Genomic DNA, 18,515 nt, shown 5'->3' with positions numbered 1-18,515 from the left:
TGACAGATTACATGTTGCAAATGTTTGGAACCATGATTGGGAAATTTCAGATTGAAAAAGTAAATGTTGAATGAAGAAATAAAATGAATGTGACATCTTGGAAAGGAGAACACATATGACTAGTTTTGTAGATAGCCCCAACGGTGTTTTTCCATCGGTTTGTTCTTTAGACTGTCCCGATCAATGTGGATTAATTATCAAAAAAGAAAACGGAAAAATTGTAAAAGTGGAAGGTGATCCGGATCATCCGGTCACGAAGGGCTTTATTTGTAATAAAGTTCGAAACATGACTGAACGCCTATATGATGAAAAGCGTTTAAAATATCCGATGAAGCGTGTTGGTGCGAAAGGTGAAGGGCATTTTGAACAAATAAGCTGGGATGAAGCAATTAAGACCATCACTGCGAATTGGAAGGATTTGCTTCAAAACGACGGCGCCGAGAGCATTCTACCTTATAGCTTTTATGGAAATATGGGTAATCTTGCTGCTGAAGGAATGGACCGCCGTTTTTTTCATAGACTAGGAGCTTCCAAGCTGGATCGAAGCATCTGTAACTCTGCGGGTGCAGTGGGCTACAAATATACGATGGGCTCGAGTTTCGGAATCGATCCTGAAGATACAATTCATTCCAAACTGTTTATATTCTGGGGGATTAATGCAGTTAGTACAAATATGCATCAAGTATCACTTGCACAACAAGCACGTAAACAAAATGGAGCGAAGATCGTCGTTATTGACGTACATAAAAATCAGACTGCTAAGTTTGCAGACTGGTTCATTCCTATCTTACCCGGAACAGATACGGCTCTTGCTTTAGGATTGATGCATATTCTATTTGCTGAAAACATGGTGGATCATTCATTTTTGGAACAGTACACCGTTGGATTTGAACAGCTCCGTGAACATGTTGAACAATATGACCCTATTACGGTTTCAAGCATTACTGATATTCCGGTAGAGGATATACTGAAGCTTGCTCGGATGTATGGCCAAACGTCTCCTGCGTTTATCCGGATTGGGAACGGTCCACAGCATCACGATAATGGTGGTATGTTTGTGAGAACGGTTTCTTGTTTGCCAGCATTAACCGGACAATGGGCTGTAAAAGGTGGAGGAGCGATCAAAGGGAATTCCGCTTATCTTGCGTTTAATACTGCTAACCTACAACGGCCTGATCTGCAGCAAAATAAGAATACACGTGTGATAAACATGAATCTACTTGGAGAAGCGTTGCTTACTTTAGATCCTCCCATCAAATCTCTTTTTGTATATGGGACGAATCCAGCTGTTGTAGCACCTGCAGGGAATAAGGTTCGTAAAGGCTTGGAGCGAGAAGACCTCTTTTCAGTCGTACATGATTTGTTCTTAACAGAGACGGCATTGTATGCAGACATTGTATTACCAGCTAAGTCTTCTTTTGAGAACACAGATTTTTATACGTCGTACTGGCATCATTACATTCAGCTTCAACAGCCCGTGATCGAATCTTACGGAGAATCGAAGTCTAATGTAGAGGTGTTTCGATTACTTGCTAAAGGTATGAATTTTTCAGAGACGGCATTTGATGATACAGAAGCAGAATTAATTGATCAGGCACTAGAAACTCCAACAAATCCATATATTCATGAGATTAATTTTGACGTATTGAGTAAAAAACAATATGTAAAGGCTGAGGTGGAATTTCCAACTATGCTCCCAACACCGAGCGGAAAAATAGAATTGTATTCTGAGAAGATGAAGCAGGATGGCTATCCAGCACTGCCGACATACATCCCTTTGATTAAAGATTCTGACCATCCTCTTAGATTTATCGCAGGACCGAACCATAACTTTCTAAACTCAACGTTTGCGAATCAAAACAAACATGTTGAACTTGAAAAAGAACCGGTAATTGTTTTGAATCAGTTTGACGCTGATCTAGCCGGAGTGGAAGATGGTGAAAAGGTACGGGTGTGGAATGAGCAAGGAGAATGTGTACTAAAAGCGAGCGTTGGTGAGAATGTTCTACGTGGGGTAGCCGTCACTCAAGGTCTTTGGGGAGCAGATGATGATACGAAACATCTAGTCAATTCTCTAACCCCAGATCGCATAGCCGACATGGGTGGGGGCGCAACCTTCTTTTCTGGAAGAGTTAGCGTTAATAAACTCTGATAATAAGACTGTCTAAAATTAAGAAAGCTCTTCTTCACTAATGAAGAAGAGCTTTCGACTTCATTAAAGAGTGAATTTAATCATCACAATCTTCAATCTCTGTTTCTGATGAAATACCGGATGTGAAGGTAGTACTGAAGGAATCACCTGCTTGATTGGTGGCAAGAATATTCCACGTTGCTGTGCTGCCAGAGCGAGTAAAACCAATGAACACGTCAAAGAGACCTTGAATGGTAGACGAACCTGTAGCAATAGCTGTTCCTTCCAATGTAGCACCTCTTTCACCGATACAAGAGAAACGAATTCTTCTGCCCTGAGCTAAATTGAAGGTAAACGTTGCGCCTGAGAATGAGATACTAAAGTTGTCAACCGTCGGATCACATCTCTCACCTCTGCCATAACATTGGTTCGCTGTTACATTTATGTTACCGGATACTGTAGAAGGAACGCCTTGATTCACTACATTTGCAGTAGCCGGAGCGCTAGATCCTCGTACACCAAGTCTGAATTTACATGGACAAGTTGTTGCCCGGCAGCTGAAGTCTATGTCAATTGATGATGAAACGGTTTGGCCACCAACAATTGCTGTCCCGCTGACTACAGTTGATGTTAAAGCAGTACCAGCTGGAACGGTAATGTTGGTCGTGAAATTGCCGTTAGCGTCTGTAGTTGCCGCTGGAATTGTGGCAACAGCTTCAGGGAATTGCGTAAAGGTGACAGTTACACCAGACTGAGGCTGACCGCCGCATACTATTCTACCAGATAGTACACCAGAACAATCAATCTCAGATGCAGCTGATAAAGTTAGAGAACAAGTATTCGCACATTGGCCGCTAACTAATAATGTTGTACTTAATGTTTGAGTGCCTATAGTTGCTGAAGCTGTAATATTTGCATCTTGGGTAGGAGTATTAGGTGCGATATTTAAGCCGGCTGCCACATCACCTTGTGAATCAGTAACGTCAGATGTTGGGTTGAGAGTAAAGTTCAAATTATCACTACTAAAGTCAACCGTTACACCTTCGACAGGTACACCACCACATGTAACTACTGCAAAGACGTTTCCAGTACAATCAATGCTTTCACCAGATGAAGTTAATTCGATCGAACATTGTGAAGAAGGACACATGACCATGCAAGTATCGACAGCTGAAACGGTCTCACCATTTATAACAGTTGTACCAATAATATTGGCGAGAATTTCAGGTGTACCTTCTGGAATATTAACTTCTACAAGGATTCTTCCAGATGAGTCTGTAATAGCTGGATTTGGGGTATATGTTAAGCCAGCAGCGACATCATCGGTAAAAGTAACTGGAGCTCCGGCTACTGGGATGCCATTGCACGTTACCGTCCCATTAATAAAACCATTACAAACAATAACTGCTTCAGATTGAAGAGTTAAGTTCCCGCCTGCACTTGGTCTAAGATCAATACCTGCTATACAATCACAATCTATTATTATGGGTCTTCCTAACGGATCAATTCCTTTAACGCAATGATCAATAACTTCTATAAAAGTTAAATTTAAAAGACCTCCTCGAACTGTAACAACAATTATGTTTCGTCCACTAGGAATCTCTTTTAAACACGCACATATGCAATGTCCTTTGTTTGTCATCAGAATATTCCTTTCGAATTTATTAGCATTCTAATATATGAAGGGAAATTTTTCATGTATAGGTGAATATCTCAAAACGCTGCCAAGTGAAAAATTCTTTCTAGGTTGGGAAAAACAACAAGTGACACCTATCTTTACAAGGCCTTTTTGACTATAATTTTCCCAAGTTCACAATCTAAAATTATAGGTATAATTAACCATATAAGGGTGATTTGTATAGTCCTTTTTTATTACTTGATTTGTAATTACAGAGAAAGGGTTGAAGAGTTTGAAGCAATTGTTATTACCGGATAAGCTATTAACACAATGGCATCCTACAAAAAATCAGGGTATTGAATCGTACCAGACTAGTTTTGGCAGTTATGAATACATATGGTGGGTCTGTTCAAAAGGGCATGAATGGGGAGCGACTATTCGGGAGCGCTATAAGAAGAACCTTGAATGTTCGGATTGTGTAAGAGAAGAAAGAGCGTTAAAACGATCGTATCAGTTTGAAGAGGTAAAAAGTGAAACGTTATCTGAGGCAGATCCTGAGCTATGTCTGCAATGGCATCCCTCGCGTAACAAAAATCTTGCCCCTTCCGATGTAAACAGTAAGGAAGATTGGCCGAGAAGATGGTGGAAGTGTAAAAGAGGACATGAGTGGGAAGAAATGGTAAAAGATCGTATACATAACCCTAAAAGTGTATGTGTATATTGCTCAGACAAAAAAGCATACGAAAAGAACTGTTTGGCTGCAGTTCATCCTGAGTTAGTAACTGAGTGGTCTACTGTTAATAATGATAAAAGTCCACATGATGTGGTATACAACTCTAATGAAGAAGTGGCATGGGTGTGTGAAAAAGGACATGTATGGCGGGAAAGAATTCGAAAAAGGATTAAGAACAAGTCTCGTTGTCCTGAATGTATTAAGTTTGAACAATCTCTTTTTAGTATGTATCCTAAGATTGCAGCAGAATGGCATCCCGATCGCAATGGTACATTGTTTGGGGTACATAAAACACCTAAAGATGTCGCTGTTACGTCCTACAATAATGTTTGGTGGAAATGTAAAAAATGTGGGGAAGAATATACCGCTAGAGTAAAGGATCGTGTGAAAGGACTAGGGTGCAATTCTTGTTCTTCTTAAAAGTATCTAACATTAGTGATACTAACGATTGAAAATAAAAGTCGATAGAGAGAAACATCATGTTCACTTAAGTGCAATAGATACCAAAAGAGCGTTTTACTAGAATGGAATCTTCATATAAACTGATAATTAATGAGACTCTGTAAATTTTATCAATGATAAGGAGATACAATATGGAAATCTTTTCGCAATACCTAGCTAGCATTGATAACCCCGATCACAGACATCGAATGGAGGAAGTTTTGGAATGGATCGCACAAAAATATCCTAATCTTGAACCGCAATTCAAGTGGAATACACCGATGTATACTGATCATGGCACATTTATCATCGGTATTTCAATGGCTAAGCAACACATGAGCATTGCTCCTGAAGAAATTGCAATGGTACGGTTTGCCGAAAGGATTGAAGAAGCTGGTTATAGCTCAACAAAAGGCTTGTTCCGTATAAAATGGAAAGATGAAGTTAATTATGAGCTGCTTGAGAATATAATTGAATTTAATATAAAGGACAAAGCAGAATACACGAAATTCTGGCGTGAGTAACGACCGTAAGCATGATGTAAAAGTCATGCTTTTTATATTTGAAGAAATCGTTCTGAATTATATCTCTAACCTTCGTAAACCAGAACGAAACATCCAAAAGAAGTAAATATTTTTCCAAAATGGATGACGTTTAGCTAAGAATGATATTTGAAACGAATAGTCACGGTAGCAAGCTTTAACAGGGGGAAGTATTTCTGAGTATCCAAACGCAAATATTCATCGTCTTCTTGAATCTTTAATAAATAGTGAAATCAAGTTAGATGATTATCTTTTACAGATTAATAACCTAGCAAATGCAAAGTATCAAGAAGCTATGAACGCCATTGAATAAAGAAGTATTTTTGCATTGATGCATTTTACGTAGCAGGAAAATGCATCTTTTTTGTTGAATTAAAGCTGTGCAAAAAGTAATTAAATGATGATCAACGGAAAGGTGGTTTATTTTATGGAAACAAGTAATAAAGTAATCATCACTGTGGAAACAACCGTAAACAAACCGATTGAAGAAGTTTGGCAATATTGGACGGAACCAAAGCATATTACAGGCTGGAGCTTTGCTTCTGATGAGTGGCATGCTCCTAAAGCAGAGAATGATTTAAGAGATAGCGGACGGTTTCTTACAAGGATGGAAGCGAAAGATGGCAGCTTTGGATTTGATTTTAGCGGAACATATGATGAGGTTAAAACAAATGAATACATCGCTTATACGTTAGATGATGGAAGAAAAGTTACGATTACTTTTGTTGGATTAGAAAGTGAAACGAGAATTGTAGAAACGTTTGAAGCAGAAGCGTCGAATCCAGTTGAAATGCAAGAAGCGGGATGGCAAGCGTTCATGGATAATTTTAAAAGATATAGTGAATCTCAAAACTAATACAGTTTTAAAAGAGAGTGCATTTCTTTAAATAGAAATGCACTTTTTTGTTTGCCTATATTTTAAGCTATAAATTGTTTGCGAAACTTAAGAAAGTCTTAAGATTTTTGCTAACTAAAAGTAAAGGATTGCTGTGTAGAATAAAGATAATTTCAAATATATGCCATGCTATAATGCAGAAGGGAGTGTGAGAATATGAATGATTTTAACGTGCTGGTTGTAGATGATGAAAAAGAGATTCGCGATGCAATTGAGATATACCTGAAAAATGAAGGAATCACAGTTGTTCAAGCTGGAGATGGCATTGAAGCGATAGAGAAATTAGATGAACACCCAATACATCTTATTGTAATGGACATTATGATGCCAAAGTTAGATGGCATCTCGACCACATTTAAAATTCGAGAACAAAGAAACATACCGATTATTATCTTAAGCGCGAAGAGTGAAGATACAGACAAAGTTCTAGGACTGCAGATCGGTGCGGATGATTATGTGACAAAGCCGTTCAATCCTTTAGAGCTGATCGCTCGTGTTAAATCACAGCTAAGGCGTTACGTGACTCTCGGTACATATGAGGGGAAGACAAATCTAATAGATCTGAACGGTCTGACACTTGATAAGGAAGCAAAGGAAGTCGCCATTAACGGGGATTCAGTAAAATTAACACCTATCGAATACAAGATCGTGGAGTTGCTCATGTCATACCCTGGAAGAGTTTTTTCCATCAATGACATATACGAGCGGGTTTGGAAAGAACCAAGTTACAATGCTGAAAACACTGTAGCCGTTCATATCCGGAAGATTAGAGAAAAGATTGAGATCGATCCGAAAAATCCTAGATATTTAAAGGTGGTATGGGGAATTGGATACAAAATGGAAAAATAGAAGCAAGTGGGTTGTTTGGATTATGCTGTTGACCTTTGGGTTAAGTGGAATGGTTTCGATCTTAGAAAATGGTCATTGGTATTTTAAAAAGGATTATTTTCATACAGAGGAGTTTAATTCAGAGTTTGAGGGATTTATCAACTATATCAATACTTCTGAAATTAACTATTTTTCTAAAGATGAGCTTAAAAACAATATTAAAGTTTCAAAAGAAGAGATTGAAGAACATCGTACGCGCTATGGAAGTTTGTCAGAGCAGATAGCAGACATCAAAAGCCAATATGAATACCAGATTGATGAAGCGAGGGCAGCTAAGAACGACGAAGTGGTTAAGCTTTATGAAGAACAACGAGATGCAAAAGTTAAAGATATCATGGAGAATTTTAAAAGTGATGAACATATCAAAGCTAAGATCGTGAAGGAAAAAGAAAAAGAAGTAGAGACACTTGTTAAAGAAAGACAAAGTTATATTTCTGATTATGATCCTAACCTTTTGGGTTTCAACTACTACCTGATAGATATGAACTCAAAAGAGGTATATACTAATCTTTCTTCAGCAGAAAGCCCTGAAGATCTTAAGAGAAAAACAAATTTGTTCAGTAGAGAGTATTCATCGTCATCTGAAAACGGCAACTTACGTATTAGTGGGCCAGATACTTTCATAGAATATCATTACGAATATTTTCCTCAAAAAGCAAAAACACTTCAAGGCATAATTACTCTTCCTGAACAAGGAAGTTGGTTACAAAAACAAGTAGACGATTTTGAAAAAAGACAAACGGTGTTTTACATTATTTCGATTTGCAGTATTGTGATTCTATTCCTTGTGTTTTTATGGGGAAGAAGACTTCATCCACTACAGATGATCTCTTCTTCAGACAAAGTAAAGATTTATCGTAGAGTACCTATTGATATTCGGTTGGGATTCTTATTGATCAGTTTGTTTTTTGCAATCATGGCAATTGTTATGAACGCACAAAACTACGATAACTTGGTATTTTCATTCACGTATAGTGACGGTCTATTCGAATTTCTGATCACAACGCTTATGGTGAGTATAACTCTTATCCAAACGACTTGGATTTACCGTGATGTTAGAAACAAACAGTTATATCGAGATGCGTTTATCTCTAAGTCAGCCCAATGGTTTTACTGGTTAGTTTCTGATGCATTCTATAATAGAAGTGTCGGGATACAAATCATACTGCTTCTTATCGTTATTTTCTTATCAGGTTTCGGTGCTGCAGTCGTATTCTTTCATCCCATGGCTTTCGTCGTTTATTTCATTCTGTTTTTATTCTTTACTGTACCGGTATTAATCTACCTTTTTAAAAGAATAGGGTACTTTAATAGAATTGTTCAGCATACGAATGAACTTGCTTCGGGACAGATGGAACAAGACCTTCCTTATAAGGGAAAATCGGCACTAGCCATGTTAGCGGGAAATCTGAACGTATTAAAACATGGTGTTAAAACATCCAAGCGTGCTGAAGCAAAAAGTGAGAGGCTTAAAACGGAGCTGATCACCAATGTCAGTCATGATTTACGAACTCCTTTGACATCGATCATTACGTATACGGAACTCTTAAAGTCACAAGAAGTAACAAAAGAGGATCAGAATGCTTATTTAGAAATTATAGATCGCAAGTCGAAGCGTCTAAAGGTTCTGATTGACGATCTGTTTGAAGTATCTAAGATGGCAAGCGGGAATCTGGAGCTGATTAAACATGATGTCGATATCGTCCAGTTGCTCCAACAAGCCATGGCTGAATACAGCGAAACCATTAAAGAATCGTCACTAACTTTCAGGCTAGCAACGCCAAATGCTCCTATCCTTGCTTATGTGGACGGACAAAAGATGTGGCGCGTCTTTGATAACTTGATCGGCAATGCATTAAAGTATTCTATGGAGAATACTAGAGTATATGTGTCGGTTACAGAAGAAAATCAAAAGGTAATCGTTTCTTTTAAAAATGTCTCGAAGTATGAATTAGGTGGAAACTTTGAAGAACTATTTGAAAGGTTTAAACGGGGAGACACATCACGTCATACTGATGGTTCTGGCCTCGGTCTCGCAATCGCGAAATCTATCGTAGATCTTCATGAAGGCACTATGGACATCGACGTTGACGGAGATCTATTTAAAGCTACAATTGAACTGGACTCGGTGAAATAATGAAAATAAACAAGAAATTCTTACTTGGTATGACGATTGTATTGTTTAGTATTTTCGGATTTGCCGATAACGCAGGCAGTCCTAAAGTGAAAGAATCAGTTAAAATTACTGAGATTCTTCAAACAAGTGAATAGATTAGGGAGCACTTCTTCTATATGGGGAAGTGCTTTTTATTTTTTTTTGCATAAGGGTGTGAGGGTATTTTAGAATTATAATGTTGTCAGAAAATGTCGACTCGCCGATATATCATAAAAACTCGCTGAATTATGGCTAGGAGTCGCGGGAATATATCTAAATTTCCTAGAATTATTTCCAAAACTTATAGAATTAAGTGCTATTATACCCCTTGTGGTATGGGTTAAGAAAACGATAATCACCTCATTTTGATCCTAAACGGGGGAGATCCCACTATGCAACTAGGGGTTGCGGCTCTTTGCAACTAAAGTTATCTTTACTTTTTGACCTTTCATTCACAATAATGAGCTTATACATATAAAAAGGTGGCTACAATAGATGGTTTTTGGTGAGAAATTAAAAAGCGTGAGAAAGACGAAAGGTTGGTCTCAGGAAGAATTGGCTGAAAAACTTTTTGTTAGCAGACAATCTGTTTCAAAGTGGGAGAACGGACAGAATTATCCGAGCATCGAAGTAATCATTAAGCTTAGTGATCTTTTTGAAGTTTCGATTGACGAATTGCTTAGAACAGATGAAGATTTAAAAGAAAAAGTAATAAAAGATAGCAAACAACTTGCTCATCCTAAATTAAAGTTTTTGTTTGATGTTGTGTTCTTGCTCGGGGTGACCTTGCTAATCATAAAAATAGGCTTCCTAGGACTTAATAAATTTGCAAATACCGATCTTTCATTGCCTGGAGGAAAATTTCTATGGAACTTTGGGCCTTTACTATTCATGGTTGGTGGAGGAATTGGAGCGGGAATCGTTAAAGAAAGATATAAGGTGGAATAAACATTAGAAAGTAGGATTAGGTAAAAATGAATCCACATACCCAACCTAAAACGGAAAAAAAGAGAGCAGTCTCCTTGGATGTAGCAAGAGGAATTATGCTTTTATTAATCGTGTTGGCTCATGCACCTTTATTTTTATATGAATTGAATCCAGGAGTCATGAGTCGTCCGGAAAGTCTTAGTCCTCTTGAGAAAATTTTTAATTCAATGGGTGAGCTTTTTATTGATAATCGTGCACGGCCACTATTTGCCGTGTTATTTGGTTACGGGATGGCCATGATGTTCGAAAGTCAATTATCGAAGGGGAATTCGCCAAACGTAGCAAGGAAGTCGATTAATAGACGCTCGTTTTATTTGATTTTGTTCGGAATCGTATTAGCTGTAGTTGTAGGTGGTCAAGATATTTTGATGGCTTATGGAATTGCTGGCCTACTCGTTAGTAAACTACTTTTGTATAATAACAAGGTCTTAAAAAAGGTTACCGTTTCTTTGATCATAGTCTATATGCTTTTTATACCAGTCATTTGGGGCTTTTTCCTAAAGGAAATAGGTGGTTACGGATTTGGCACTGAATTTTCTTCAGATCAGTCGTATAGTCAGTTGTTTATGGAAACCATGATCTACTTTCCGACTATTCCAGTCTTTATACATTTCCTATTTCCAATCCTTCCTTCTGTACTATTAGGAATATGGATGGGAAGAAAGAAACTTCTAACAGAGTCACATAAATACATGCTTGAATTAAGAAACCTTGCAACTGCAGGCATTACCATTTCTTTAGTAGGATCGATTCCTTTAGTGTTATTAGGTGAAGTATGGGAACCTAGTTTATTTACAGCAGGAAACATTTACGGAGTTCAAATTCTTACAGGTATTGCTGGTGGTATTGGATATGCAGCCTTTTTTGGACTGATTGGGTGTCTCATCAAACGGCCAGGTCCTATTGCAAGATCACTCATTGCCCTAGGAAAACGCTCCCTAACATTTTATATCTTGAACGAAATGATATTAGTGATTTTACTTTCACCTGTAGCTTTTGGATTAGGAGGAGAGTTGAGTATCATTAGTGTGACTGGAATTGCTTTTTTGATATGGGTAACTGGTATAATCATGGCTTCAGTATTGGAAACATTTAAGCTGAATGGACCATTTGAAACTTTTATTCGCTACTTGGTTTATAGGTAACGAATAGATATTATGATGAATAAACCAAAACCAACGCCGACCAGATTGATTCTGGTCGGCGTTATGTTTTTACTGATCTATTTCAAACATATAACGATTCGTCTGCACACTAACTCCTAGGACGATCCCCATTAACATCATATTGGATAAAAGAGAGCTTCCTCCATAGCTTAAGAACGGAAGCGTAACCCCTGTTACTGGCAACAATCCAATATTCATGCCCACATTTTGAAAGATCTGGAACGAGAGAAGTCCGATTATCCCTGAACACATATATCCGCCGAATGAGTAGTTTGATTTCACACCTAGTATCACGATTTTATAGATTAATAAGAAGAACAGACTCACTACGATGGATGTACCGAGAAAACCTGTGTCTTCACCAATAATGGAAAAGATAAAATCAGTGTGGGCCTCTGGTACATACATGATCCCTTCCATCCATCCCTTGCCAGAATACCAACCTGAACCGATTGCAGTAATGGCTTGTTTCGTCTGATAACCTTGATCTGTGTATTCAAACGGATTTAACCAGCCGTTAATCCTACTTCGTTGGTGAGGAAGAAGTAAGGCGAGTAGTTTCGTCTGAAAAAAGTCATTAAATTTAAAATAGATGACGATTAATGCTGTCAAGACGATAGATGGTAATGAGATAACCGCCAAAATGATCTTCCAGCTTACACCAGATATGAATATGATGGACAGAATGATGGAAAGGTAGAGCATGATCATTCCTGAATCTGGCTGGATGGCGACAAAGATAACAGGCGCTAAGCTAGCTAGTCCCATTTTGTAGATTAGATATAAATCTGATCGTATCGTTCGCTGAATATATTGGTAGTTGTGTGATTCAACAATATTACTCAGAACTAAGATCAAAGCGATCTTCATGAATTCTGATGGCTGAAAAGAGCCAAGGAAAGGCAATTGATACCACGCTTTTGAGCCGTTGATCGGTTTTGCAATACTTTCTGGTGCGAAAATTAACATCACAATAAAAAATAAAACGATGCCATAAAAATACCATGACATTCTTTTAAGCTGCTCAAAATCTAAGCGCGCTATGGCTAGCATTAAAATTGTACTTAAGGTGTACCAGAATATTTGTTTAGGAACAAAATTATCGTTGTATTGACCTGATTGTTGGCCACTGTATATGAACATCAAGCTAATTATTGACAATAAGAAGAGTATAAAAAGAATCCCATAATCTAATTTATCTATAAATGATTTACTATTTGGAGTCTCCATGTACCGCACTTCTTCCTGTTTCATTATTTTACCAAAAACAATGATACCACATTTTGGATGGATTAATACAAGTTTAAGTCATTACGATATGTTGACTTCAAAAAATAGTGTGATAAGATTACCTTACGACCGTTCGGAAGGTGGCTTAATGATGACATATGATCAATTGAAAGAAACAGCACTCATCCAGTTTGCCCAACTAGGGTTTGAGGGTGCTTCTTTGTCTGTAATCGCAAATGAAGTAGGAATTAAAAAACAATCAATCTACACTCACTTTAAGAGTAAGGATGATCTCTATATACAAACGTTTCATGAAGCAACTGACTGTGAAATTGATTTTGTTAAACAATTTATTGAAGATCAGGGATCTCTTCAATTAAGAGAAGTTTTGTCCAAATTCTTAACGGAGTATTTAGAGCGATTTGAGAAAAACAATAATATGAAATTCTTTATGCGAACGTCTTTTTATCCACCAGTGAAGCATGAAGAAGTTATAAAAATGGGAAGCAACAAATTTGTCGATCGTTTGGAGAGTTTGTTTACAGCACTGTTTGAACAGAATGCCGATCTGTTGAGAGCGGATATTTCACCAGAAACAGCGGCTCTTGCATTTTTAACCATGTTAGATGGACTTCTTGTGGAGTTGATCTATGGAATTCCAGAACGTCTACAAAAAAGGTCTACACAGTCGTGGCTTGTTTTCTGGCGGGGTATTAGTATTGAAAGTGGTGAATTGCAATGAATCGTTCATGGGGTTATGTCCTTTTAGGTTCAGTGTTTGAAGTGTGTTGGGTGATCGGCTTAAAGCATTCTGATGATTTCTTGACGTGGATGGGAACAACGATCGCTATTATTTTTTCCTTTACGCTACTCATCTTAGCAACCAAACATCTCCCTGTAGGTACAGTATACGCTGTATTCACTGGATTAGGAGCAAGTGGAACGGTTTTGATGGAGATGCTTGTATTCGGTGAACCGTTTAAAATGCTGAAAATCATACTCATTCTCGTTCTTCTTGCTGGAGTAATGGGACTTAAATTAGTAACAGCAAAACCAAAATCAGAAGGAGGGGTTCAATAATGGGCTGGATCTTTCTGGTGTTTGCAGGACTTTTTGAAGTAGTGGGTGTTACAGGTATGAATCTTGTTGCAAAGAAAAGGAATGGTATTTCATTCCTCGTCCTAGTTATAGGATTCAGCAGCAGTTTTCTTTTGTTGAGTCTCGCTATGCAATCTTTGCCTATGGGGACAGCGTATGCAATCTGGACCGGAATCGGTACAGTAGGTTCTGGACTAGTTGGTATCTTATTTTACGGAGAATCAAAAAATGGACTAAGAATTCTTTTTATGGCAATGGTACTCAGTGCCGCAGTTGGACTTAAACTCATTAGCTAAGGAAGGATATCAAGGTTGTTAAGTAGAATATAACTCGCTATACATTGTAAGTAGAAGAGGGATCTCCTTGGGAATTCATGATACGTTTCGATTTGGTTCTCATGCCATGATATTTAATGCAGAGAATAAGGTGCTTTTGTTAAAACGAACTTACGGAAACAAAGGATGGAGTTTACCTGGTGGTGCTGTCGATTCGGGTGAAACGATTCATCAAGCATTGTTTCGCGAATGTAGAGAAGAGCTTGGAATTGATGTAATTGATCCAGTATTAACCGGAATTTATTATCATAGTAAAATTAACACACAAGCAGCGATATTCCTATGTAGTATTTCAAATGTTGACAAGATCGTTCTTAGCTCCGAACACTCTGCACTCAGATGGTTTGAACTAGCTGAATTAAGTGAAAGTCAACGAATTCGAGCGGAGGACGCAATACGTTTTAAGGGGCAATTCTACAGTAGAACATTTTAATGGTAATTATTTTTTCAAAAAAGCATTTCTTCCTAGCGGGAGAAGTGCTTTTTTGAATTGAAAGTAATAGATACTATTACCTGGAAAATTCATCTATTTAACAAGGAGATGCATAAAAGTTGTCGAAAATCATGTAAGACAGGTTAATCTAGGAAGTAGGGAACAGAATGTTAGAGTCTATACAAAGCATGTGTTTACACGTGGTCTTTATACTTTTTACCATCCTTATTTATCAAGTATTCTTTAATGAAAGAGATAAAGAACGAAAACGAACTACTTCGAGATTCTTTCTGGTCATGCTGATCATTTTAGTATTCACTATGAGCCAGCCAGTCGTTTATTCAGAAATCTATAAGTACGACTTTAAATCGATCGCTATTATTTTGTCTTTCTTATACGGTGGAAAAAGGGTAGGATTTTCAAGCTTAGTAGCACTTCTAATATTGGGGTACTTTACAGATCAGAATTTAGTTGTTTTGCTAGGGAATTATACAATCCTATGCTTATTGTTATTACCCATCACAAAACTCTTTCATCGTTACGGCATTAAAGGTAAAGTTACTGTCATTAGCTTATTCTATTCATTGATTCCAATTACAAGAGGAATCTCACTTTTAATAAAAGGGGACGAGCAAGAACTGTTTTTTGAATTAAGTTCCTCTCTTATCGTATTGGCAACGTTAATCGCAGTCGTGCACTTGATTGAAAATATGAAAGAGCAGATTGAAATGAGACAAGAGCTTCTTCGAACGGAAAAAATGAATGTTGTCAGTCAGCTTGCTGCATCAGTAGCACATGAGATTCGAAATCCCATGACTTCGGTACGAGGATTTATGCAGCTGATGCAGAAAGAAGAATTAACGAAAGAACAGCAGATGTACATAAGTATTTCGATTGAAGAACTGGATCGGGCGCAGGAAATCATTAATCAATATTTAGCTTTAGCTAAACCACAAACGGATCAATATGAAATTATCGATCTAACATCTACTATCCAACAATCAATAGATGTGATGCACTCTTATGCTATTTTAAACTCTATACATATATCACAGCACGTGGAATCTTCATTGAAAATTGAAGGACTAAAACTGGAAATTCAGCAAGTATTGATCAACATAATCAAGAACGCTATCGAAGCAATTAAGTCAGAAGGAGAAATTAGAATCATAGCATTTCATGATACGAACGGATATGTTTGCATTGAGATTAAGGATAACGGTGTAGGCATGTCTAAGGAACAATTAAAAAAATTAGGCAGTCCTTATTATTCTACGAAAGAAAAAGGAACAGGACTAGGATTGACCGTATGCCACCAAATTGTAAAACAGGTGGGTGGAAAAATTACGATTAAGAGCGAGTTGGAAAAAGGAACAACATTTACGATTAAACTGCCTTCTAAGTGATGGTTATGCAGTAAACTTTTAACGTTAAACAGCATCACATTTGTATTCTTTTCTTTTTGCTGCTAGCGATGAATATTGGAGAAGCATAAAGTCATTTATAAGTAAAAGCACAAAAAACGATCAGAAAAATTTCTGATCGTTTTTTTGTGTTAATACATTGTCTTATAATTTTTGAGAAAGAGAGAACGTTCTGCCATGCTCAGCTTGTTCAACTGATTTTGTGGAAAGTCCAACAAATACAGCCGTTAGTGCTAGTGAAGTGATGATGATACCTGCAGCGAATTTTTTCATTTTAGTGCCTCCTTTTTTTGTAAAGCGCGTTTTGCTTCGTAAGACTCTTTAAAATAATAACTGGCTTTATTGTGGTTCTCTTTGGTGAAGAAGACCTGTGCAAGTTCTCCAGCATAATCTTCTACGAAACCAAAGAGTTCGTGTTGTTTAAAATAGTCGTTTCCTTCTTTAACAATACGTTCAAGCTCGTTAATATCTGTTGCCTGATTTAAGGCGTTCAGTATTTTGAAGTGATGAAGGTATTCTTCATTCGCGAGCTCGATTCCTTTTTCATAAAAAGGTATTGCTTTTTCTACATTATTCAATCGATAGAATTCTCGAGACAATAAGAAGTGGGTCTTATAAAAGGCTTCTTCTTCTTCAAATACCTCTAACAAATAGCGTACTGCCAGTTCGGACATGTTTTGTTCAGCATACAGATAACCGATGTTGTATTTGATTAGAGAGGTATAGGACTGATCAATTCGTTTTGCGAGATCAAGGGCACACAGAAAATGTTCTTCCGCTTTTCCGTATTGTTTCAATGACAGAGAAGCGAGACCCAATATATTTTCACAACCGGATTGAAGCAGTTCATAATCTTCCGCTTCAGATAATGTCTTCAAAGCTTCGTTAGCATAATCAAGTGCTGTGAGCGGCTGACGGATGTGATAGTACAGAACGGCAGCTTTATGATAGAAATCTGCACGCACAATGTCATCCGTTATGCTGTTCAATACGTTTAATAAGTTAAACGCCCGGATAAAACGTAATTCTGCTACTTCATAATTTCCTTCGGCTGTTAATAGCATTCCGGTAATTAAGTTCATATAGTACCCAAAAATATCAGTTCGATTCAGATGAACATCATTTAAGGTATCTAGTATAGCGTGAGCAGAAGCAAGCTCTTTCTTCAGAATTAAATATCGGCTGTTTAATAATTGATAATACAATTGTGTAGAGGGGTCTTTGATCTGTGTGATTTCACTCTTAATCTCGTTATGTATGCTCTCTGATTGCTGTATGTGATTTGTCCGGATGGCTATATGCCATCGCTCGAGTGACTGTGTGATGGGCTCTCTAGTTCCGACGTTCATGGAAAACTCCTTTCTATAAGACTTGTAATATAAATCTAACATAAAATGGAAAAATAAAACTTGGGAAAATCCTATGCAAGAGGGTAGCATAAAGTGACAAGATTCTCATCAATTTTCCCAATAATCTGACACTGTTGGGGATATCTTATTGTTTCGCTTACTGAAAATGTGATTATGAGGGTAGAAGGAGTATAGTCCGGTATAGGGAATAAAGTTTATAGAGTCAAATAGTAGAGAAAGAGAAGCGGGAGTTGAGAAAGAGTGTTATTGAAGAAAACATCTCACTTTGGAGAAAAACATAATGTAACATACTTAAATGGGAAGATTACTTTTCAAGGTGTATCCCTGAATGTTTATAGTTATCTCGTAGACGGTGTATTGATTGATACCGGTGCGCAGTCATTATATAAGCATTTCAAACCTTTTATTGATTCAGCTGATTTTGACCAAGTATTCATTACACATTTTCATGAAGATCATACAGGCTGTGCTAGTTATATCGAAAAAACAAAGAAAGTCCCCATTTATTTAGATGAAAAAACAATGGATCATTGCGCAAAACGAGCGCATTATCCATTGTATCGACAATTTTTTTGGGGAAGAAGAAAACCGTTTCACGCACAAAAAATGAAAGAGGAACTACAATCTAGAAATGCCCGTTGGGATTCCATCCCGACGCCAGGTCATGCAGTCGATCACCATGCATTTCTAAATCGAGAAACAGGTCAGCTGTTCACCGGTGACCTGTACGTAATGGAAAGGACGAAAGTAATTTTAGAGGAAGAGAGCATCCCTGCGATTATTCAATCTTTAAAACGAGTTTTAACGTATGACTTTCAGGAAGTGTTTTGCAATCACGCAGGATTTGTTCGAGATGGAAGAAAGGCTCTCCAACGAAAACTAAACTATTTACTAGGAATTCAGCAAGAAGTATTGACCCTGCAAAACCAAGGCGACACCCCTGAAGCTATCTGTCAGAAACTTTTTCCGAAGAAATTCCCCATCATCATATTCTCTCGTGGTGAATGGGACTCTATTCATATTGTTCGTTCTATCATCAAAGAGAATCATGTCATCCACACATAATTAT

19 protein-coding genes are annotated in these 18,515 nt (G+C 37.5%); 15 read left to right on the top strand and 4 right to left on the bottom strand.

Features of this window, described 5'->3' with window-relative positions:
• Positions 1-115: 115 nt before the first annotated feature.
• Positions 116-2,152, top strand: coding sequence for a molybdopterin-dependent oxidoreductase (locus tag ACNJYY_RS11615; RefSeq protein WP_416728615.1), 2,037 nt, complete (start codon positions 116-118; stop codon positions 2,150-2,152).
• 76 nt (positions 2,153-2,228) lie between these two features.
• Here the strand turns inward: ACNJYY_RS11615 and ACNJYY_RS11610 are convergent, their stop codons facing one another.
• Positions 2,229-3,773, bottom strand: coding sequence for a hypothetical protein (locus ACNJYY_RS11610; protein WP_416728614.1), 1,545 nt, complete (start codon positions 3,771-3,773; stop codon positions 2,229-2,231).
• Between the two features lie 268 nt (positions 3,774-4,041).
• Between ACNJYY_RS11610 and ACNJYY_RS11605 the strand changes: the two genes are divergently transcribed.
• The 8 genes from ACNJYY_RS11605 (at position 4,042) to ACNJYY_RS11570 (ending at position 11,535) form a co-directional block, all read left to right on the top strand.
• Complete coding sequence (locus ACNJYY_RS11605; RefSeq protein ID WP_416728613.1) at positions 4,042-4,902, top strand: zinc-ribbon domain-containing protein; 861 nt, start codon at positions 4,042-4,044, stop codon at positions 4,900-4,902.
• A gap of 173 nt (positions 4,903-5,075) precedes the next feature.
• Positions 5,076-5,447 carry an iron chaperone gene (locus ACNJYY_RS11600; protein WP_416728612.1) on the top strand — a complete coding sequence of 124 codons (372 nt, stop codon included), beginning with the start codon at positions 5,076-5,078 and terminating at the stop codon, positions 5,445-5,447.
• Positions 5,448-5,892: 445 nt separating this feature from the next.
• Positions 5,893-6,321: an SRPBCC family protein gene (locus ACNJYY_RS11595; protein ID WP_416728611.1), complete on the top strand. Its 429-nt coding sequence runs from the start codon at positions 5,893-5,895 to the stop codon at positions 6,319-6,321.
• 195 nt (positions 6,322-6,516) lie between these two features.
• Positions 6,517-7,209 carry a response regulator transcription factor gene (locus ACNJYY_RS11590; protein WP_416728610.1) on the top strand — a complete coding sequence of 231 codons (693 nt, stop codon included), beginning with the start codon at positions 6,517-6,519 and terminating at the stop codon, positions 7,207-7,209.
• Positions 7,187-9,385: a histidine kinase dimerization/phospho-acceptor domain-containing protein gene (locus ACNJYY_RS11585; protein ID WP_416728609.1), complete on the top strand. Its 2,199-nt coding sequence runs from the start codon at positions 7,187-7,189 to the stop codon at positions 9,383-9,385. The genes ACNJYY_RS11590 and ACNJYY_RS11585 overlap by 23 nt, the downstream gene beginning before the upstream one ends.
• Complete coding sequence (locus tag ACNJYY_RS11580; protein WP_416728608.1) at positions 9,385-9,519, top strand: hypothetical protein; 135 nt, start codon at positions 9,385-9,387, stop codon at positions 9,517-9,519. The genes ACNJYY_RS11585 and ACNJYY_RS11580 overlap by 1 nt, the downstream gene beginning before the upstream one ends.
• 379 nt (positions 9,520-9,898) lie before the next feature.
• On the top strand, positions 9,899-10,351 hold the full coding sequence (locus ACNJYY_RS11575) for a helix-turn-helix domain-containing protein (RefSeq protein ID WP_416728607.1): 453 nt from the start codon (positions 9,899-9,901) through the stop codon (positions 10,349-10,351).
• Positions 10,352-10,377: 26 nt separating this feature from the next.
• Positions 10,378-11,535, top strand: a complete 1,158-nt coding sequence (locus ACNJYY_RS11570) for a DUF418 domain-containing protein (RefSeq protein WP_416728606.1) — start codon at positions 10,378-10,380, stop codon at positions 11,533-11,535.
• A gap of 69 nt (positions 11,536-11,604) precedes the next feature.
• Here ACNJYY_RS11570 and ACNJYY_RS11565 read toward each other — a convergent pair whose 3' ends face one another.
• Positions 11,605-12,786 (bottom strand): FtsW/RodA/SpoVE family cell cycle protein, encoded by a 1,182-nt coding sequence (locus ACNJYY_RS11565; protein ID WP_416728605.1) that lies wholly within the window; start codon positions 12,784-12,786, stop codon positions 11,605-11,607.
• A 148-nt stretch (positions 12,787-12,934) separates the two neighbouring features.
• On the opposite strand from ACNJYY_RS11565, the gene ACNJYY_RS11560 reads away from it, so the two are divergent.
• From ACNJYY_RS11560 to ACNJYY_RS11540, 5 genes are all read left to right on the top strand, one after another.
• Complete coding sequence (locus tag ACNJYY_RS11560) at positions 12,935-13,528, top strand: TetR/AcrR family transcriptional regulator (RefSeq protein ID WP_416728604.1); 594 nt, start codon at positions 12,935-12,937, stop codon at positions 13,526-13,528.
• Positions 13,525-13,866 carry a DMT family transporter gene (locus tag ACNJYY_RS11555; protein ID WP_416728603.1) on the top strand — a complete coding sequence of 114 codons (342 nt, stop codon included), beginning with the start codon at positions 13,525-13,527 and terminating at the stop codon, positions 13,864-13,866. Before ACNJYY_RS11560 ends, ACNJYY_RS11555 begins: the two co-directional genes overlap by 4 nt.
• Positions 13,866-14,180 carry a DMT family transporter gene (locus tag ACNJYY_RS11550; RefSeq protein ID WP_416728602.1) on the top strand — a complete coding sequence of 105 codons (315 nt, stop codon included), beginning with the start codon at positions 13,866-13,868 and terminating at the stop codon, positions 14,178-14,180. Before ACNJYY_RS11555 ends, ACNJYY_RS11550 begins: the two co-directional genes overlap by 1 nt.
• A 67-nt stretch (positions 14,181-14,247) precedes the next feature.
• The gene (locus tag ACNJYY_RS11545) at positions 14,248-14,652 is read left to right on the top strand and encodes an NUDIX hydrolase (protein WP_416728601.1); all 405 of its coding nucleotides are present in this window, start codon (positions 14,248-14,250) and stop codon (positions 14,650-14,652) included.
• Between the two features lie 167 nt (positions 14,653-14,819).
• Positions 14,820-16,058, top strand: coding sequence for an ATP-binding protein (locus tag ACNJYY_RS11540; RefSeq protein ID WP_416728600.1), 1,239 nt, complete (start codon positions 14,820-14,822; stop codon positions 16,056-16,058).
• Positions 16,059-16,220: 162 nt separating this feature from the next.
• Here ACNJYY_RS11540 and ACNJYY_RS11535 read toward each other — a convergent pair whose 3' ends face one another.
• Together ACNJYY_RS11535 and ACNJYY_RS11530 are read right to left on the bottom strand one after the other, a co-directional pair.
• Positions 16,221-16,349, bottom strand: a complete 129-nt coding sequence (locus ACNJYY_RS11535) for a hypothetical protein (RefSeq protein WP_260858542.1) — start codon at positions 16,347-16,349, stop codon at positions 16,221-16,223.
• Positions 16,346-17,425 (bottom strand): tetratricopeptide repeat protein, encoded by a 1,080-nt coding sequence (locus tag ACNJYY_RS11530; protein ID WP_416728599.1) that lies wholly within the window; start codon positions 17,423-17,425, stop codon positions 16,346-16,348. Before ACNJYY_RS11530 ends, ACNJYY_RS11535 begins: the two co-directional genes overlap by 4 nt.
• Positions 17,426-17,686: 261 nt before the next feature.
• Here ACNJYY_RS11530 and ACNJYY_RS11525 point away from each other — a divergent pair, with 261 nt between their 5' ends.
• Entirely contained in the window at positions 17,687-18,511 is an 825-nt protein-coding gene (locus ACNJYY_RS11525) for an MBL fold metallo-hydrolase (protein WP_416728598.1), read from the top strand.
• The last annotated feature ends 4 nt before the right edge of the window (positions 18,512-18,515 follow it).

Source organism: Fictibacillus tiangongensis (assembly GCF_048083785.1).
Lineage (GTDB): Bacteria > Bacillota > Bacilli > Bacillales > Fictibacillaceae > Fictibacillus.
The sequence above is the reverse complement of the archived record's forward strand: the minus strand, read 5'-3'. Positions and strand labels throughout refer to the sequence as shown.

Coding starts and splice junctions, on each gene's coding strand:
- ACNJYY_RS11615 (WP_416728615.1), top strand. CDS start 116: ATGACTAGTTTTGTAGATAGCCCCAACGGTGTTTTTCCATCGGTTTGT.
- ACNJYY_RS11610 (WP_416728614.1), bottom strand. CDS start 3,773: ATGACAAACAAAGGACATTGCATATGTGCGTGTTTAAAAGAGATTCCT.
- ACNJYY_RS11600 (WP_416728612.1), top strand. CDS start 5,076: ATGGAAATCTTTTCGCAATACCTAGCTAGCATTGATAACCCCGATCAC.
- ACNJYY_RS11595 (WP_416728611.1), top strand. CDS start 5,893: ATGGAAACAAGTAATAAAGTAATCATCACTGTGGAAACAACCGTAAAC.
- ACNJYY_RS11590 (WP_416728610.1), top strand. CDS start 6,517: ATGAATGATTTTAACGTGCTGGTTGTAGATGATGAAAAAGAGATTCGC.
- ACNJYY_RS11580 (WP_416728608.1), top strand. CDS start 9,385: ATGAAAATAAACAAGAAATTCTTACTTGGTATGACGATTGTATTGTTT.
- ACNJYY_RS11575 (WP_416728607.1), top strand. CDS start 9,899: ATGGTTTTTGGTGAGAAATTAAAAAGCGTGAGAAAGACGAAAGGTTGG.
- ACNJYY_RS11570 (WP_416728606.1), top strand. CDS start 10,378: ATGAATCCACATACCCAACCTAAAACGGAAAAAAAGAGAGCAGTCTCC.
- ACNJYY_RS11565 (WP_416728605.1), bottom strand. CDS start 12,786: ATGGAGACTCCAAATAGTAAATCATTTATAGATAAATTAGATTATGGG.
- ACNJYY_RS11560 (WP_416728604.1), top strand. CDS start 12,935: ATGATGACATATGATCAATTGAAAGAAACAGCACTCATCCAGTTTGCC.
- ACNJYY_RS11555 (WP_416728603.1), top strand. CDS start 13,525: ATGAATCGTTCATGGGGTTATGTCCTTTTAGGTTCAGTGTTTGAAGTG.
- ACNJYY_RS11550 (WP_416728602.1), top strand. CDS start 13,866: ATGGGCTGGATCTTTCTGGTGTTTGCAGGACTTTTTGAAGTAGTGGGT.
- ACNJYY_RS11540 (WP_416728600.1), top strand. CDS start 14,820: ATGTTAGAGTCTATACAAAGCATGTGTTTACACGTGGTCTTTATACTT.
- ACNJYY_RS11535 (WP_260858542.1), bottom strand. CDS start 16,349: ATGAAAAAATTCGCTGCAGGTATCATCATCACTTCACTAGCACTAACG.
- ACNJYY_RS11530 (WP_416728599.1), bottom strand. CDS start 17,425: ATGAACGTCGGAACTAGAGAGCCCATCACACAGTCACTCGAGCGATGG.